Annotated in this window: 13 protein-coding genes; 8 read left to right on the plus strand and 5 right to left on the minus strand. The window is 62.2% G+C overall.

All coding sequences use genetic code 11. The features are described from left to right. Positions 1-8: 8 nt before the first annotated feature. From QX010_RS24010 to QX010_RS24035, 6 genes are all read left to right on the plus strand, one after another. Positions 9-929: a sugar phosphate isomerase/epimerase family protein gene (locus QX010_RS24010; RefSeq protein WP_316182283.1), complete on the plus strand. Its 921-nt coding sequence runs from the start codon at positions 9-11 to the stop codon at positions 927-929. A gap of 370 nt (positions 930-1,299) precedes the next feature. After that, positions 1,300-2,403, plus strand: coding sequence for an NAD/NADP-dependent octopine/nopaline dehydrogenase family protein (locus tag QX010_RS24015; RefSeq protein WP_316182285.1), 1,104 nt, complete (start codon positions 1,300-1,302; stop codon positions 2,401-2,403). Positions 2,404-2,434: 31 nt separating this feature from the next. Then, positions 2,435-3,394 carry a DMT family transporter gene (locus QX010_RS24020; RefSeq protein WP_316182287.1) on the plus strand — a complete coding sequence of 320 codons (960 nt, stop codon included), beginning with the start codon at positions 2,435-2,437 and terminating at the stop codon, positions 3,392-3,394. A gap of 215 nt (positions 3,395-3,609) precedes the next feature. Continuing rightward, positions 3,610-4,989, plus strand: coding sequence for an MmgE/PrpD family protein (locus QX010_RS24025; protein WP_316182288.1), 1,380 nt, complete (start codon positions 3,610-3,612; stop codon positions 4,987-4,989). Between the two features lie 1,114 nt (positions 4,990-6,103). Further along, positions 6,104-6,298, plus strand: a complete 195-nt coding sequence (locus QX010_RS24030; RefSeq protein ID WP_315801428.1) for a transcriptional regulator domain-containing protein — start codon at positions 6,104-6,106, stop codon at positions 6,296-6,298. 4 nt (positions 6,299-6,302) lie between these two features. Continuing rightward, complete coding sequence (locus tag QX010_RS24035) at positions 6,303-6,878, plus strand: DUF2285 domain-containing protein (RefSeq protein WP_316182290.1); 576 nt, start codon at positions 6,303-6,305, stop codon at positions 6,876-6,878. A gap of 110 nt (positions 6,879-6,988) precedes the next feature. On the opposite strand, the gene QX010_RS24040 is transcribed toward QX010_RS24035, so the two are convergent. Continuing rightward, the gene (locus QX010_RS24040; RefSeq protein ID WP_316182292.1) at positions 6,989-7,465 is read right to left on the minus strand and encodes a helix-turn-helix domain-containing protein; all 477 of its coding nucleotides are present in this window, start codon (positions 7,463-7,465) and stop codon (positions 6,989-6,991) included. 167 nt (positions 7,466-7,632) lie between these two features. On the opposite strand from QX010_RS24040, the gene QX010_RS24045 reads away from it, so the two are divergent. Both QX010_RS24045 and QX010_RS24050 read left to right on the plus strand, forming a co-directional pair. After that, on the plus strand, positions 7,633-8,412 hold the full coding sequence (locus QX010_RS24045; protein WP_316182294.1) for a hypothetical protein: 780 nt from the start codon (positions 7,633-7,635) through the stop codon (positions 8,410-8,412). Positions 8,413-8,443: 31 nt separating this feature from the next. Then, the gene (locus tag QX010_RS24050; RefSeq protein WP_316182295.1) at positions 8,444-8,815 is read left to right on the plus strand and encodes a nuclear transport factor 2 family protein; all 372 of its coding nucleotides are present in this window, start codon (positions 8,444-8,446) and stop codon (positions 8,813-8,815) included. Positions 8,816-8,966: 151 nt separating this feature from the next. On the opposite strand, the gene QX010_RS24055 is transcribed toward QX010_RS24050, so the two are convergent. Genes QX010_RS24055 through QX010_RS24070 form a run of 4 tightly spaced genes read right to left on the minus strand, consistent with a single transcriptional unit; the run spans position 8,967 to position 13,940 of the window. Beyond that, positions 8,967-10,265, minus strand: a complete 1,299-nt coding sequence (locus QX010_RS24055; RefSeq protein WP_316182296.1) for an alkaline phosphatase family protein — start codon at positions 10,263-10,265, stop codon at positions 8,967-8,969. 2 nt (positions 10,266-10,267) lie between these two features. Further along, the gene (gene phnA / locus QX010_RS24060; RefSeq protein WP_316182297.1) at positions 10,268-11,545 is read right to left on the minus strand and encodes a phosphonoacetate hydrolase; all 1,278 of its coding nucleotides are present in this window, start codon (positions 11,543-11,545) and stop codon (positions 10,268-10,270) included. Then, complete coding sequence (locus tag QX010_RS24065) at positions 11,545-12,891, minus strand: amidase (RefSeq protein WP_316182298.1); 1,347 nt, start codon at positions 12,889-12,891, stop codon at positions 11,545-11,547. The genes phnA and QX010_RS24065 overlap by 1 nt, the downstream gene beginning before the upstream one ends. After that, entirely contained in the window at positions 12,888-13,940 is a 1,053-nt protein-coding gene (locus QX010_RS24070; RefSeq protein WP_316182338.1) for a branched-chain amino acid ABC transporter permease, read from the minus strand. Before QX010_RS24070 ends, QX010_RS24065 begins: the two co-directional genes overlap by 4 nt. Between the last annotated feature and the right edge of the window lie 2 nt (positions 13,941-13,942).

Consider the following 13,942-nt stretch of genomic DNA (forward strand, 5'->3'; position numbering starts at 1 on the left):
TCCATGATATGATTTTCGGAGAGGCGCAGATGGTCAGCCGCATCGGATTCATGCAGGGTGATCTGATCGAGCCGGCTGACAAGAGAGGACGAGGCTTTCTCACGGACTGCTGGCGCGAGGAATTCTCGGTTGCCCAAAAAGTCGGCTTCGAATTGATCGAGTGGAGGATTGGTGAAGAGCCGATCCTGATGAATCCTGCGATGTCTTCCACTGGACGAGATCAGATGCGGCAGCTTAGTCGCGAGTGCGACATCTGCATTCCATCGCTGTCCGCCGACTTCATGATGCAATCCCCCTTCTACAAGGTCACCGGCCGTGAGCATTGGGCGAGGCTCGATCTGCTCGGTGCCGTGATCGAGGCGTGTGCTGAGATCGGCATCAAGCTCCTGGTGGTGCCACTCGCGAACGGTGGGCAGCTTTCCTCCCGCGAGGCGGCGGCACTTCGATCCGGACTGGATCGGCTTGCGCCGCTCCTCGAGGCTTGCGGCGTCGTCCTCTCCCTTAAGTCTGATCTCGATCCGCCGCTCTTGGCATCGCTGATCGAACCATACCCGGCAGACCGGTTCGGCATTACATACACGGTTGGATGTCGACCTTCGACGAGCGCTGATGCGCATGAGGCCCTTGCCGCTTGCGGCAACCGGATCGTGAACGTCCACCTGAAGGACTGGAATTTGCACGTCAACCGCGCTTCGCCGTCTCGTCAGCGAACCAACCTCGCCGGCGCGCTCAATCAGCTGAGACTCGCAGGCTATCGGGGCGATCTTGTTCTTCAATCGACCCCTGGCAACTGTCGAGCAGCATTGCTCGCCCAGTACGGTGCCATGGCTGCGACCTGGTGGAGCTTCGGCGGGCCGGATCATCTCAGTCTTGCTCCAGGGATGGTCGAGGCGAACGAGAACCTGCAACTGCTGTCGCATACGCGGTGAGCTTGGAGCTCGACGCCACGCCGAGACGAACTCCCTGCAGGCTGTGACTTCGCGCCTCTCTGCTCTGCATGAATTGGTGCATCCCAGAGCTCGCTTTGGACGAAGCATGATCCTGGCGGTTGCCCTTGGCCGAGCGGAGGATGACGCCTCCGCGCGCGTGAGCCAGTCGTGCAAGGATAAAGGCGATCTATTGACTGCACAGGCAAGTCAATGCGCGCATCTTTGTGTTTCCTCGCCAGCCATTTATTAGTGTCCGAGGCGCGTACGTTAGCGAGATGCTTCCGTATGTTTACAGGATTATTATGTTGACCGGATCGCGCTGCTCCAAGAATATTTAAATCTACGTTAGGTTGCGTAATGGAGCAGCGACATGCAGACGTCGGTTTCGATCATTGGTGCCGGGAATTGCGGATGTGCCTTCGCGGCCGATCTTGCCAGTCGAGGAGCGAACGTACTGTTGTACGCGCACCCCGAACATCGCCGGCACGCGGAGACAATCGACCGCAACGGCTATCTGGAAGCAGGCCTCAAGATCGAGGGGCGCTTCCATCCGGATGTCAGCTCGGACATGGCCGACGTCGTCCGGTTCTCCAAGTTCATCATCATCACGGTCCCGTCATATGGCCATGAGGCCGTCCTGAGCGAACTCGCAAAGTTCGACCTCAGCAAGCATGTCGTCATTTCGATCACGGGCAACTTCTTCGCTCTCATGGCGCGCAGACAGATCAATGCGCGGTACATCCTCGAAACCGCCACGGCGCCCTACGCCTCGAGAATGCAGGATGGCAAGGTGACGGTGATGGGCATCAAGAGCATCATGCCGATCGCAGCGATGCCGGTCGATGTCAGTGAAGCGTTGCGCGATGAGATTGGCGCGATCTTCCCGATGCCGCTGGAGTGGCGCAGCAATGTTCTCGAGATCGGCATGTCTTGCATTACCGGCGTGATTCATCCGACGCCGGCGCTGATGAACGCCGGATGGATCGAGACGCGAAAGGGCGACTTCTATTTCTATCGTGAAGGCATGTCGACGTCGGTCGCCCGCGTCATCGACGAAGTCGACAAGGAGAGAATGGCGATCGCCAGGGAATTTGGCTTCAAGCCGCAGCCTGTCGTGGCGATCATGAACAGCTACTACGACAGGGCCTTCACCAGTTTCGGCGAGTTCGCCAGAGAGACGGTCGAACACAACACGACCAAGATGGCCCCTCAGCACATGCGCGACAGGTTTATTGTGCAGGACGTTCCATACGTTCTGGTTCCCTGGTTCGAGCTCGGCGTCAAGGTCGGCCTCCATTCCACCGCGATCAAGTCGATCATCGATCTGGCCTCCATCGTCAACGAGACGGACTATCTGGAGACCGGCCGAAATCTGCGCAGGCTGGGACTGGATGCGGCTTCCAAGGGCCAGGTGATCGAGACATTCAGCGCGCCGCTTGCGCCCTGGGACGATGAGCTTCGCCGTATCGCGTAGATCTTGGCCGCTTCTCGACCATGAGGCTTGTATGACGATCATCAGCAGCCGGCAGGACGTGACAAACTCGGTGTCATCTCACCTGCCGGCAATCGGCTATAAGGTGCTCTCGGCAGCGGTGCTCGCCGTCATGTTCGCCTTGATCAAAAAGCTGGGCGGCGAGTACCCCGTGGGACAGATCGTCTTCGTTCGGAGTTTCTTCGCTCTGCTGCCGATTCTCTGGCTTGTCCGGCGTCTCGGAGGTTATCGTCTGCTTCGCACCGAACGGCCGGGCGCTCATCTGCGCCGCTCCGTTGCCGGTCTTTGCTCCCTCTTCTTCAGCTTCACGGCGGTCGGGATGTTGCCGCTCGCGACCGCGACGGCGCTGGGCTACGCGGCGCCGTTGTTCATCACGCTGTTTGCCATTCCCTTGCTCGGGGAGAGCATTCGCCTCCATCGCCTTGTTGCCGTCGTTTTCGGATTTGGCGGCGTGCTGCTGATGGCCCATCCCGATGGCCGGGGGCTCTCCTCGGGAGTCCTGTTCGCGCTGGCCGGTGCGGTGGCTACGGCCCTTGCATTGATCTCCATCCGCAAGATGCGGGACACCGAGACGAGCATGGCCATTGTTTTCTACTTTTCGCTCTCGGGCACATTGGTGAGTGCAGCGACACTGCCGTTCTCTGCAGTCTGGCCGAGCGTGACTGACCTGCCGATCCTCGTCGCAATTGGCGTTCTGGGCGGCGCTGCCCAGATTCTGCTCACCAAGGCCTACCAGATGGCGCCGGCGAGCGTCGTTGCACCCTTCGAATACGCCACCTTCGTCTTTGCCTTTCTGCTTGGTCTCCTCGTCTGGCGTGAGATGCCGGTCCCGATCGAGCTGGCCGGGATTGCCGTCGTAATCGCCTCAAATCTCTTCATAGCGATGTACGAGCAACTGGCCGGAGTTTCGTCAAAGCTTCGCCTGCCCGGCAAGTGGCACGACACCGCGACGGCCCGCGCCAAAACCGACTGAAAGGATCGGCGCGGATCCGGCTCAACCCCATAACTCCGACGAATAGGTGCTCACAAAATTCGACTTTGACTTCCTGCTGCCATTCGCGCGGAAGATGCTCAAGGCCAGCTTCGTGCCACTTCGATAGAGTTCGGTTTGCCAATCATGGGTCGGACGGATGCGCTAGCTCACCTCGTCCGATCTGCACACATGTTGAAGAATCCCTGGAGGCCCGCATGACATACACCGCTGCCGAGCTGTTGGCCGAATGGGTCAGCGCGAGCAAAGTTCCAGAAGAAGCCCGGATCAGCGCGGCGAAATGCGTGCTCGATTTGATGACCGCCGCGATAGCCGGCCATGAGACGCCAAATGCGGTCGCCGTGCGCCGAATAGCGAGCGCGACTTGGGGCCATGGACCGGCGGCGATGTGGTTTTCAGGAGAGCGGTCGACCGCTGCGGGGGCAACCTTCGTCAATGCGGCCTGCGCGTGCTCGCTCGACCTGGATGATGGCCACCGCGCCGCTTCGGGGCACCCCGGCGCAGCGATCATTCCGGGGGTATTGTCACTGCTCGGCAGTCCGTCCTTGGATGGGCAACGGGCGCTTGCAGCCATTGCCATCGGATATGAGATCGGCGTTCGTATTTCTGCTGCCCGGGATCTGCGAAGCGTCCCGACGGTGAACAGCGGCCTCTGGAGCGGTCAAGCCGTTGCGGCAGCGGTGGGCTGGCTGAGAGGGCTGTCGCGGAGCCAGATCGCACACGCGATCTCGATCGCTGGGACAACGGCACCGAGCCAGTCGGCTACTCCATACACCCGGTTCAGAGGCAACAGCGTCAAGGAGGGCATCCCATGGGGAGCTGCCAATGGCGTCCTGGCGGCCGATCTGGCCAAGCAGGGCTTCACCGGACCGATCGACATTCTGGACAGTTCAGAACGTTACGATCGCGCGCGGCTTCTCGACGGGCTCGGAACGAGTTGGCTCATCAACAGCACCTATTTCAAGCCCTATAGTTGCTGCCGTTGGATTCACGCGCCGATTGACGCGCTGATCACATTGCTGAACGATCATGACATTCATCCGAAAGCCATCATCAGCATCGATGTGGAGACCTTTGGGAGGTCGTTGACCCTGAGCAACGAGGCGGCGCCGCGTACGCTGGAAGGAGCGCAATACAGCCTTCCGTTCTGCCTCGGTGTCGCCGCGATCAGCGGCGCACCAGCGTTGCTCCCCTTGAGCAACGAGTCGCTGACAGACCAACGAGCCATCGAGATCGCTGGACGCGTCCACATGACGGTCAATCCCGAATTTGAGCTGATGTTCCCGGCTGCGGTTCCTGGGCGGGTTCGCATCAACACGGCTTCGGGCACCTTTGAGCGGACCGTGTTGGCGCCGAAGGGAGAACCTACGAACCCCATGAGCTGGGACGACATCGGGTACAAGTTCCAAGCCATTGCAGCTGGTCGCGCCGATGCTCGTGTCGCGGCTGGGATTCCAAATGCGATCGGCGCGTTGCGAAGGGGAGACGTTGCGCCGTTGCAATCGATGCTGGAGGCAAGGCTGTTCGCCAGCTCGAATGACGCGTCGCCCGTCGAGCGGCTTGCGGTCGCCCAGTAGGCGCAGCGGGCGATGAGACGGCGGCAAAGGTCTTCCTGGCAACAGGTCTATACAGATGGCTTTGTCCCATCCCCTGGACGGGAGCGTACGTGTGAAGCCGGCGAGGAGGGACCGGCCACTCAGTTTCTGCATATCGGGAAATCCTTCAGTGCGAAGACGACGCTACGGTCGCCGTCGACGTGAAAGCGCCATACGTCAATCGGATCGACCTTTAGTCTCTGTTTGAAATCTTGTTTTGAGCAGCGAGAAGGCCGGCATGGTCAAGACACCTGTTTTCATCGGACCGAGCGTCGCAATGGATGCTCCCGCCCTTGCACGAGCGGATACTGCCCGTCTGCTCTGTCCCCATCGGGCAGATTGCGGGACGAACTGGCGGGGATCAAGGGCGAACCTTGTGTTCGCAGCAAAGCTGCTCGGCTGCTTGCGCACGGGAACGTCACCGCCACCATCTGCGCTCGAATGGTCCGGATTTGTTGAGCACTGGACTGTCATCGTTCGCGACGACATATGTGTGCTTGAGGGAACGGTATGGCGTCTCCCATTCTGCCAGGGCAGCTTGGCTGCACCTCTTTTGGCAATTGATCCTGCCGCAGGGTGGGCGCGCGCGCTCGGGGAATGGCTTACGATAGGGGCGCCTCACAGGAGCACCGGCGTAGCCGGACTTCGTCCGGAGCTGATCTCTGATCGTGCGGCACGATGGCTGGAACATCAGCTCGCCCCCGCAGATTGAGCTGTGGCCAGATCGCTTGACCGAAATTACCAAGGGCGGACGAAGCACTTCTCAAACGGATGTGAGCGCCATTTGAGAGCGCGCGTGAGCTTCGAGCGTAAGCAAACTTGATAGGGTCGCACGGCCGCCGTCGATTCTGCTGAAATCCTTGGCAAAGTGGACCCGAGGCAAGGCCAGTATGGCGCAGACAGCAGCGGGGCCTCATCATCGCTGCTCGGAATCGCGCGATTTGAGTGAAACCGAAAGTCCCAGGAATACGCAAAATCCACCGTGTTGCGCTCGATCGGTGCCAACTCCGCAGATTGATAGCCCCGTGCAGAAGCCCTCGTTGCTAGCCTCTGCAAACGTTGTTGAGAGAGCGGAAATGGCAGGGACGAGTGTGTAATGAGCGAGTTCAACTGGCGGTCGGCCGAGTCCTACAAGAAGCTCGAAACAGCCGATGCGGCCGATTTTGCCTGGGAATGTCTACGTCGTAATCCAGACTATCGGCGAGATTACAGCGATCTGCTTGCACAAGACAAAGACGGCCCGACCCATCCTGAATTCCGGCAGCGATGGGGGCTTTCTTTTCGCGGCTGACCCAATGCGCCGGTTTGATGCTCAGGCCATATTCTGGGCGCCGGAGGTGCTGCCGACCGTGCTTCGCCTTGCTCCGGCCTCGCAAGGCTCGCTTGCGCCATTCTCGCATCTCGACCTTCGCGGATCGCCCGGCGCCGAGCTGAGACGGGCGTCCGATGGCTGGTACGCGGTGCTGCAGTTGGGCGGCGCCACGCACCGGCTGATGCTCTCCCGGCTTCCGGCGAAGGGGACGGCCGTGGCTGTCGAACTGCCGCTCGACCGTGATTTCGATTTGCAGACGCGCGCGGCCTATCGGCTTTGGACGGCGCTGAGACGAGGTCCAATCCGGCTGCCGGCTCACACCGGGCCCGTTCAGCAACGCCGGCGCCTCGTTCTTGCGCTGCGCGCCTTGGATGGCCGCCTCGCGGGCCAGAATTATCGGGCGATCGCCACGGCTCTGTTCGGGTCCGAGCGAGTTGAAGATCGGGGATGGAAAACGCACGACCTGCGCAGCCGGACGATCCGGCTGGTTCAAACAGGTCAGACCCTGATCCGAGGCGGCTATCGAAATCTGCTGCGTAGCCAGCGGCGATCAGCATGATCGGCGCGCTGGTCCGTCTCGCAGCCGCCGCGGACGTCGACCCTTCTGGCAAGGACTGCATGAGGGATGCGAAAACTCAGTCATTCGGCTTGGCCGATGTCCTGAGCGCATTACTCGTCGTCGCGCGAGCGGAGAAGTTCAGCCATCTGCAGCACCTTTCGGCGAAGCCGCTCGTCGGATATGCCGAAATAGAGCTCGAGCAGTTGGCGAGATTCGCGCTTGGTCACAAGCTCACTGAAGTCCGCCCTCTGCTCATGAGACGCCTCTGGCACAGCGGCGCCTGCCTTGACGTCAATCTCGTCAAAGAACCAGGTGATCGGAACAGCGAGCTGGTTTGCGATTTCGTACAGCCGAGATGCGCTGATCCGGGTCTCGCCCGCTTCATACTTCTGAATGAGTTGAGCTGTCACGCCGAGGCGTCTTGCCAGGTCATCCTGGCTGAGATCGAGCAGGTTCCGTCGCAGGCGCAAGCGCGTTCCCACATGCTGATCGACATGATTGGGCTTCTTGGATGACCTCCTGAGCCGCTTGCCTTGGTTTCGGGACACAGCGGGGCGGCCGTCAGGGAGCTGTTTGGAAGTCGCCACGTCCGCTTACCTCATGCCGTATCCAAGATGTTCGTCCATGAAGCATCAATCTCAGCTTGAAACAATCAACCAGAATTATGTCATTCGCGCTACAACTACAGAGGATAGATCAAATGCAATCGTCGCCAGCCACGGTTTGATGTGCGTGACGTAGCAAAGGGCAAGGAATGTCGATGCAGGATTGCTGTCCTCAATCTGGCCGCGTGCCTTCCAATCTGAAGATCGATCATGGTCCGATCGGCCTCCTGGGACGCTTCTTCCTCGCCGCTGACACCGCCGCCCAAAAGCGCGGCGTCAGCGTCTATTTTGCGAGCCTACAGGATTTGCTCGACGTCAACAGCGCAAATTCCGACAGCTGGCGACCGCTGGTGCCGATCTTCCAGCCCGACCTCGGCGGCGCGACAGCTGAGAACACCTTCGTTATGGTCGGAAAAGACAAGAACGGGGAGGTCGTCGCGACACAGGCGGGTCGGTACTACGACTGGACAGCCACGACGCTGTTCGAGGAAGCCATCTCGCTTCGTATGTTCTACGCAGATCCGGCAGCCGCCTTGGCGCGCGGCGACGGTTGTATGATTGCGACCCCGGTGGCGTCGACGATTGCGGGCAGGGTCGTGTTTTCCGGCGCCGGTTGGTACCGGCGCGATTTTCGCGGCAGAGGGTTGGCGCGAATCCTGCCCCGGATTTCGCGTGCCTATGCTCATGCGCGCTGGAATACGGATTTCACGATCAGCATGATGGCCGACGCTGTGATTGCCGGCGGCATGGCGGATCGCACCGGCTACACCCGGATCGAGCGGTCGAGCGTCGAACTGGTCGTATCTCCGCTCGGATCGATGCGCTGTGGTCTTGTCTGGATGCCGGTGCAGGAGATGCTGGCCGATCTGGAGGCCGCCATGGGCGTAAGCTGGCGCGAGGAATCCGATCCGCGCGCAGCGGCGATGTGAGCAGAGCCGGCTCTCAATGGCGGGGGAAAGCATGCAGGGACCGCTGGGTCACCGGGAAGCCGAGGCATATGTCAGGCACCTGTTCGCGTGTATCGACGCTCACGACTGGGCAGGCTTGTCCAGCCTGCTGGACGACGGTGCCGTCTATGAGCGTCCAGGATATGAGCCCTTTGTCGGCAAGTTGGCCATCATGCAGTTCTATCGCCACGAGCGCATCGTGGCCTCGGGCGAGCACCTGCTTGAGCAGGTGCTGAGCAATGGCGAACAGATCGCCTGCTGGGGCAGCTTTGCGGGCCAGGACAAGAATGGGCGGCCCTTGAAGACCAGATTCGCCGATATCTATCATCTCAGCGGTGGCCGCATCGGCCTGCGGCGGACGTTCTTCGACAGTCCGGCGCTCTGATCAGCGCAGTGGCTACGCGCTCTCGGCACCAGTGAACAACTGCTCGCCCCAGGGGGCATCGACAGGATGGGGGCTGCGGTGCGGCCGGCAGGCATTGGCCACAGATGCTTGGTTGGACATCGTTTGGGCCAATGCGTGTACAGCGCGGGCGTCAGGCCGTCATGGCGCGCGTCTCGGAACGCCAGGCTGCCGCCTGCAAGGCCTCGCCGTCCATCCCTGTGCGGGGCAGCCCGAGATGGGACAGCACTGTCGGCGCGATGTCGATGACGCGCGCGGGTGACTTGCGGATCCGACCCGGACTGAAGCCTTCGCCCCATGCCATCAGGAACGGAGCCTGCTCGTAGGTCCCGAGTCCTCCATGCTGTCCGCATCCAAGTCGGTCGGGCTTGCCGAGGGCAGGCTTGGCCGCGAGGCTCGAACCGCGGATTCCGAAGCGGTTGGGGACGTCGCTGGACCGCATGGACACAGCAAAGGCAAGGCCGCCGGTGTGAGCTTGTCCAACGCGGTCGAGCTCGTCCGGCCCGAAGACCTGCCCGGCCCAATCACTGCGTTCCAGAAGCGATCGCACGTTCTGCAGCGAGGGGCCGCGCTGGGAATCGACATAGATCAAGGCCGAGGTCCCGTTCGAGATGGCCAGAATCTCGTCGGACATGGGGTTGGCTTTGAGACCCGCGGTGATCAGCGCTGCATCGATGTCGACGATGTCCTCGACCGTTTGATGACCATGATCGGATCCGATCAGAAGCAGGATGTCCTCGCCCTGGTCGCGCTGTCTTTCGACGGCTGCGATCACCTCGGCCGCCCGACGATCCGCCTCCGCCAGCACGGCAAGATGGTCCGGAGAACCGAGCGGTGCGTTGTGTTGAATGCGGTCCGGTTCGCCAAGCCACAAAATGCCGACCGCCGGGCGACGCTTCACCACCACGTCGTCGATGAAGCGGGCTGTCATCCTGGCGTCACCGCCACTGTCCAGCGTGACGTCCAATCGATCGCCGGCCGCGACTTCAATGCGGCCAGGTCCGAACGAGCCGGCCCGGTGATAGACAAATCCATGCCCGTCGGGATCATGGGCATAGGCAGCCCCGGGGGACACGTTGCTGAAGACGATCTGGCCACCCACGGTCTTGACGCGTTCCGCCAGGGTCGGCACTTGCAGTGAGGATCCCGTGACTCGGCGCTTGTGTTGCAGAAACTGCGGATCTCCGGCGTCGCGCAGCACCAACCTGCCGGATTCGATCAGGGCAACGGAATTGCCTTGCAGTCCATGTCTTGCCGGAGTGCATCCGGTTGCAACACTCGCCGACACGACGCGTGTGCACGAAGGAAAGACGGTCCGGTAGTCCTCGAACCATTCGGCGCGCGCGGCGAAATCTGCGAGATGGGGCGTGGTCGCAGGCGAAATGAGGTCCCGTCGAAGTCCGTCGAGGATCATGATGACAACGCGCTTCATGGTCAAAGGTCCACCTCATTGAGTGCGACACTGAAAATATCGAAATTGCGCAAAGTGCGCCCATCGGGCGCGCCCGGGCTCGCGCGAAGCCGATGAGACAGGATGAAGGGGACGCGCTGCTCGGCGAGACCGCCATGCGAGCGCAGCCTCGCGCCCGCCAGGTTGGAAAGCTCGTGGTCGCATGCCCGGGCGCCCAGTGCGACTCCCTTTGCTGCGATCACGCAGACGTCGCCCTCGCGGTCGCGCGGCAGCTCGAAGCGGGCGGCCGCATCGTCTCCGGTCAAGGCGAGACCGACGCCCGGAAGCCCCGCGAGAAACGAAACGACGTCTGAGGCGCGCAGGACTGGATCCTGGAGGTGAACCCGGACGAAGCCGCCGAGCGCGCCGTGATGGCGGACGAACGGGTCGGTGATGGGGCAGATCACCCGCGTCCGCCCGAGGCCGAAGACTGCGTCGAGCCGATTGCCGAGAAACATGACATTGGGCGAACCATCGGCGTGCGCCATATCACTCATACCGTGATCGGCGACGATCCCGACGAGCGCGCCCTCGGCGAGCAGTGCGCCGAGTCTCTGATCCACCTCGGCCATGAAGGCCAGGGCTTCCGGCTCGTGCGGTGCGTAGGCGTGCTGGACATAGTCGGACAGCGACAAATAGATCAGATCAGGACGATGATCCGCCAAGAGCCTGAGACCCGCGTCCAGGACGAACAGGGACAGGTCCGCCGAATACTGACGAGGGACGGAGCGGCCGATCCGCGCCGGCACGTCTGCAATGCCATTCTCGGCTTCGCTGCAGCAATCGGCCTTCTCGGCCGAGAACACGATGCCCTTGAGGTCCTTGCCAAGCGCCTTGCGGAGCTTGTCCTTGGCCGTCACGGCGGCCACCTTGGCTCCGGCACGGGAGAAGGCGGAAAGGATCGTCGGCGCCCGCATCGGCGATGCGTCCACCATCATCACCTCCTCTCCGCTCGCGGAATCGATGTAGAAGTTGCCCGACACCCCGTGGTGCGCGGGCGCAACCCCGGTGACGATCGAAACGTTGTTTGGGTTGGTGAAGGACGGCATGGCCGAGAGCGCCGTGGTCGCAAAGCCGTCGCGTCGCATGCGATCGAGGGCAGGGACGATGCCCGCGCTGCTTGCCGCTGCGATATAGTCGGGATCGCAGCCGTCGAAGCAGATGATGACGGTGGAAACGCGCGGCCAATTGTAGACCCGTCCGTTCACTTCGATCTGCGTGTCGCAGCACGTTGTCGGCTCGGTGGCGGATGTATATCGCATCAATGATCAACCCGTGTTGGCAGGCGGCAGGTGTGAGCAATCCAGGCGGCGCTCTGAAGCAGCTCACGGTCAGAGCCATGACGCCCAATGAGCTGGAGACCGATCGGCAAGCCGTGTGCGCCGCAGAGCAGCGGCAGTGAGACGACAGGCAGACCGCACAGGCTCCAGGGCATGGCAAGACTCCCCGAGCCGGGACCTTCATCGAGCCTTGTCGCCTCGCCCGGCGCCGAAAGGGTCACAAGCACATCGTGCTGCGCGAACAGCTTCGACGTCAGTCCGATCAAGCGATCGGCCGACGCGTTCAACTCGATGTAACGTTTTGCGCCGAGCGCGATGCCTGCGGCAATTCCATCCCGCAGCGGTGGACACAGCTTGGCAGCGAGATGCTGGGGTAGATCCCCGAAGCGAGCCGCCAGATGAGCGTTCAAAAGGCCAAGAGCCACCTCGATCGCATCGCCGAACTCGCTCGGAAGATCCAGCTCGTGGACCGCGACCGGCAACGCACCGATGAAGGCCGTCAAAGCCTCGCCCGCGTCCGGAGCGACCTGCTCGAATCCCGGTCCGCGCACCACAGCGAGCCTCGGAGGGCGTCCGATCCGATCGGCGGCGCTGTCGACAACGGGATCAAATGCGCCGGCAAACAAGCAGAGATCCTGGACGGATCTCGCGAGATAGCCAATCTGCGCAAGCCGCGGCACCAGGATGTTGGAGCCTTCCATGCTCGCAAACCCGAACGACGGCTTGAACGCATGCGCTCCGCAGAATGATGCCGGCAGCACCGTCGACGCCGTGTGCTGAGTCCCGAGTGCAAGAGGGACCATCCGGTCGACCACAGCTGCCGCCGAGCCGGCCGAAGACACACCGGGTGAGCGCCCAAGATCACTGGGATTGCGGGTCGCGCTCGGATGATACATGCCGAACTCCGACGTCGTCGTCTTGCCGATGATGATGGCGCCGGATCGCCTCAGCATCGCGACCGCCGCGGCGTCCGCTGCCGGGCGACGGTGGCGCAGCAGGCTGCTGCCATATTCCGATGGCATGTCGATCGTATCGAAGACATCCTTGACGCCGACGGGCAGGCCGTGGAGCGGTCCGGAGAGCCGGCCTTCCGATTGCGCCTTGTCGGCGAGGAACGCCTGTTCGCGCGCCGCGTCCACCGCGACATGAGTGAAGGCGTGGACCTCGCCGTCGCGTGCCGCGATGCGAGCGAGGCAGGCCTCGAGTAGTGTGGCCGCGGAGAGGCGTCGTTCGCGTATGGCCGAAGCTGCAGCCGTGGCTGTCAGCTGCGAAGGATCGCCATCCATCTGGCAAAGCTGACGCCGACTGTGTGGGATCGCCATGGTCATGATCGGCCCGTCTCCTCGAGGGTCTCGGCAGGTGCGAATGAGCTGGCGTTGGTCCCGCGGAGCCGCGAAGGCCAGGCGAACGCGTGTCGAGGCATCATCCCGTCACGAAAGGTCAGGACGCATGATGCGAAGACGACGCCCTGGAGCACCTGCACCCAGGCCCCATAGGGAGCGAGAAAGTGCTGCATCGTGACCAGGACCGTGGCGCCGACCAAGGGTCCGCTCAATGTGCCGAGGCCGCCGATGAGGCACATCAGAACAGCCTCTCCGGAGAGGTGCCAGTGTGCGCCGGACAAAGTCGCGAGCTGAAAGGCAACCGCACTCAGTGACCCGGCGAGGCCGGCACAGCCGGCGGCGATCGCAAAGGCAAACAGCTTGAGGCCCCGGGCATTCTGACCAAGAGACAAGGCGCGCCGCTCGTCGTCGCGGACCGCGACAAGCATCATCCCAAGCTGAGACGACAGCAGCCGCTTGATGCCGAAATGGACGGAGCAGAAGGCTGCCACGGCAAGTGCATAGACGGCGAGGTCGTTGCGCAGATCGATCAGACCGAACAGGAGGCCGCGCGGCACCGCCTGCAGCCCGTCCTCGCCATGCGTGAAGCTCGACTGGACGAACACGAAGTAGACCATCTGGGCGACGGCGAGCGTGATCATGGCTTGATAGATGCCACGCCGCCGGATCGCCAGCGCTCCCATGACGATGCCGAGCAGAATAGCGGCAGTGATCCCCGCCAGCATGGCCAGCTCCGGCGACATCGCCCAGTGCTTCAGCGCATGCGCGGTGACATAGGCGGCCGTCCCGTAGAGCGCCGCCTGTCCGAACGACATGACCCCGGCGAACCCCAGCAGGAAGTTGAACGACGCGGCAAGAATCGCAAAGCAGAAGATCTTGACCAGGAAGATCGGGTAGAGCAGTGCCGGCAGGACAGCGAGTGCAGCTGCGATGATGACGACGATCAGGATGCGCTCGTATTTTCTGTCCGCGCGTACATCCGGCGTGGCCGTGACCGGGGGAGGAATGCCGGCAAAGGAATGATGACGCAGCACCT

It is taken from the genome of Bradyrhizobium sp. SZCCHNRI1009 (assembly GCF_032487575.1).
Classification (GTDB): Bacteria; Pseudomonadota; Alphaproteobacteria; order Rhizobiales; family Xanthobacteraceae; genus Bradyrhizobium.

Bases quoted from the DNA above. Each gene is read 5' to 3' on its own strand.
- QX010_RS24055 (WP_316182296.1), bottom strand. From the start codon at position 10,265: ATGAAGCGCGTTGTCATCATGATCCTCGACGGACTTCGACGGGACCTC.
- QX010_RS24065 (WP_316182298.1), bottom strand. From the start codon at position 12,891: ATGACCATGGCGATCCCACACAGTCGGCGTCAGCTTTGCCAGATGGAT.
- QX010_RS24010 (WP_316182283.1), top strand. From the start codon at position 9: ATGATTTTCGGAGAGGCGCAGATGGTCAGCCGCATCGGATTCATGCAG.
- QX010_RS24030 (WP_315801428.1), top strand. From the start codon at position 6,104: ATGAGCGAGTTCAACTGGCGGTCGGCCGAGTCCTACAAGAAGCTCGAA.
- QX010_RS24035 (WP_316182290.1), top strand. From the start codon at position 6,303: ATGCGCCGGTTTGATGCTCAGGCCATATTCTGGGCGCCGGAGGTGCTG.
- QX010_RS24045 (WP_316182294.1), top strand. From the start codon at position 7,633: ATGTCGATGCAGGATTGCTGTCCTCAATCTGGCCGCGTGCCTTCCAAT.
- phnA (WP_316182297.1), bottom strand. From the start codon at position 11,545: ATGCGATATACATCCGCCACCGAGCCGACAACGTGCTGCGACACGCAG.
- QX010_RS24015 (WP_316182285.1), top strand. From the start codon at position 1,300: ATGCAGACGTCGGTTTCGATCATTGGTGCCGGGAATTGCGGATGTGCC.
- QX010_RS24020 (WP_316182287.1), top strand. From the start codon at position 2,435: ATGACGATCATCAGCAGCCGGCAGGACGTGACAAACTCGGTGTCATCT.
- QX010_RS24050 (WP_316182295.1), top strand. From the start codon at position 8,444: ATGCAGGGACCGCTGGGTCACCGGGAAGCCGAGGCATATGTCAGGCAC.
- QX010_RS24025 (WP_316182288.1), top strand. From the start codon at position 3,610: ATGACATACACCGCTGCCGAGCTGTTGGCCGAATGGGTCAGCGCGAGC.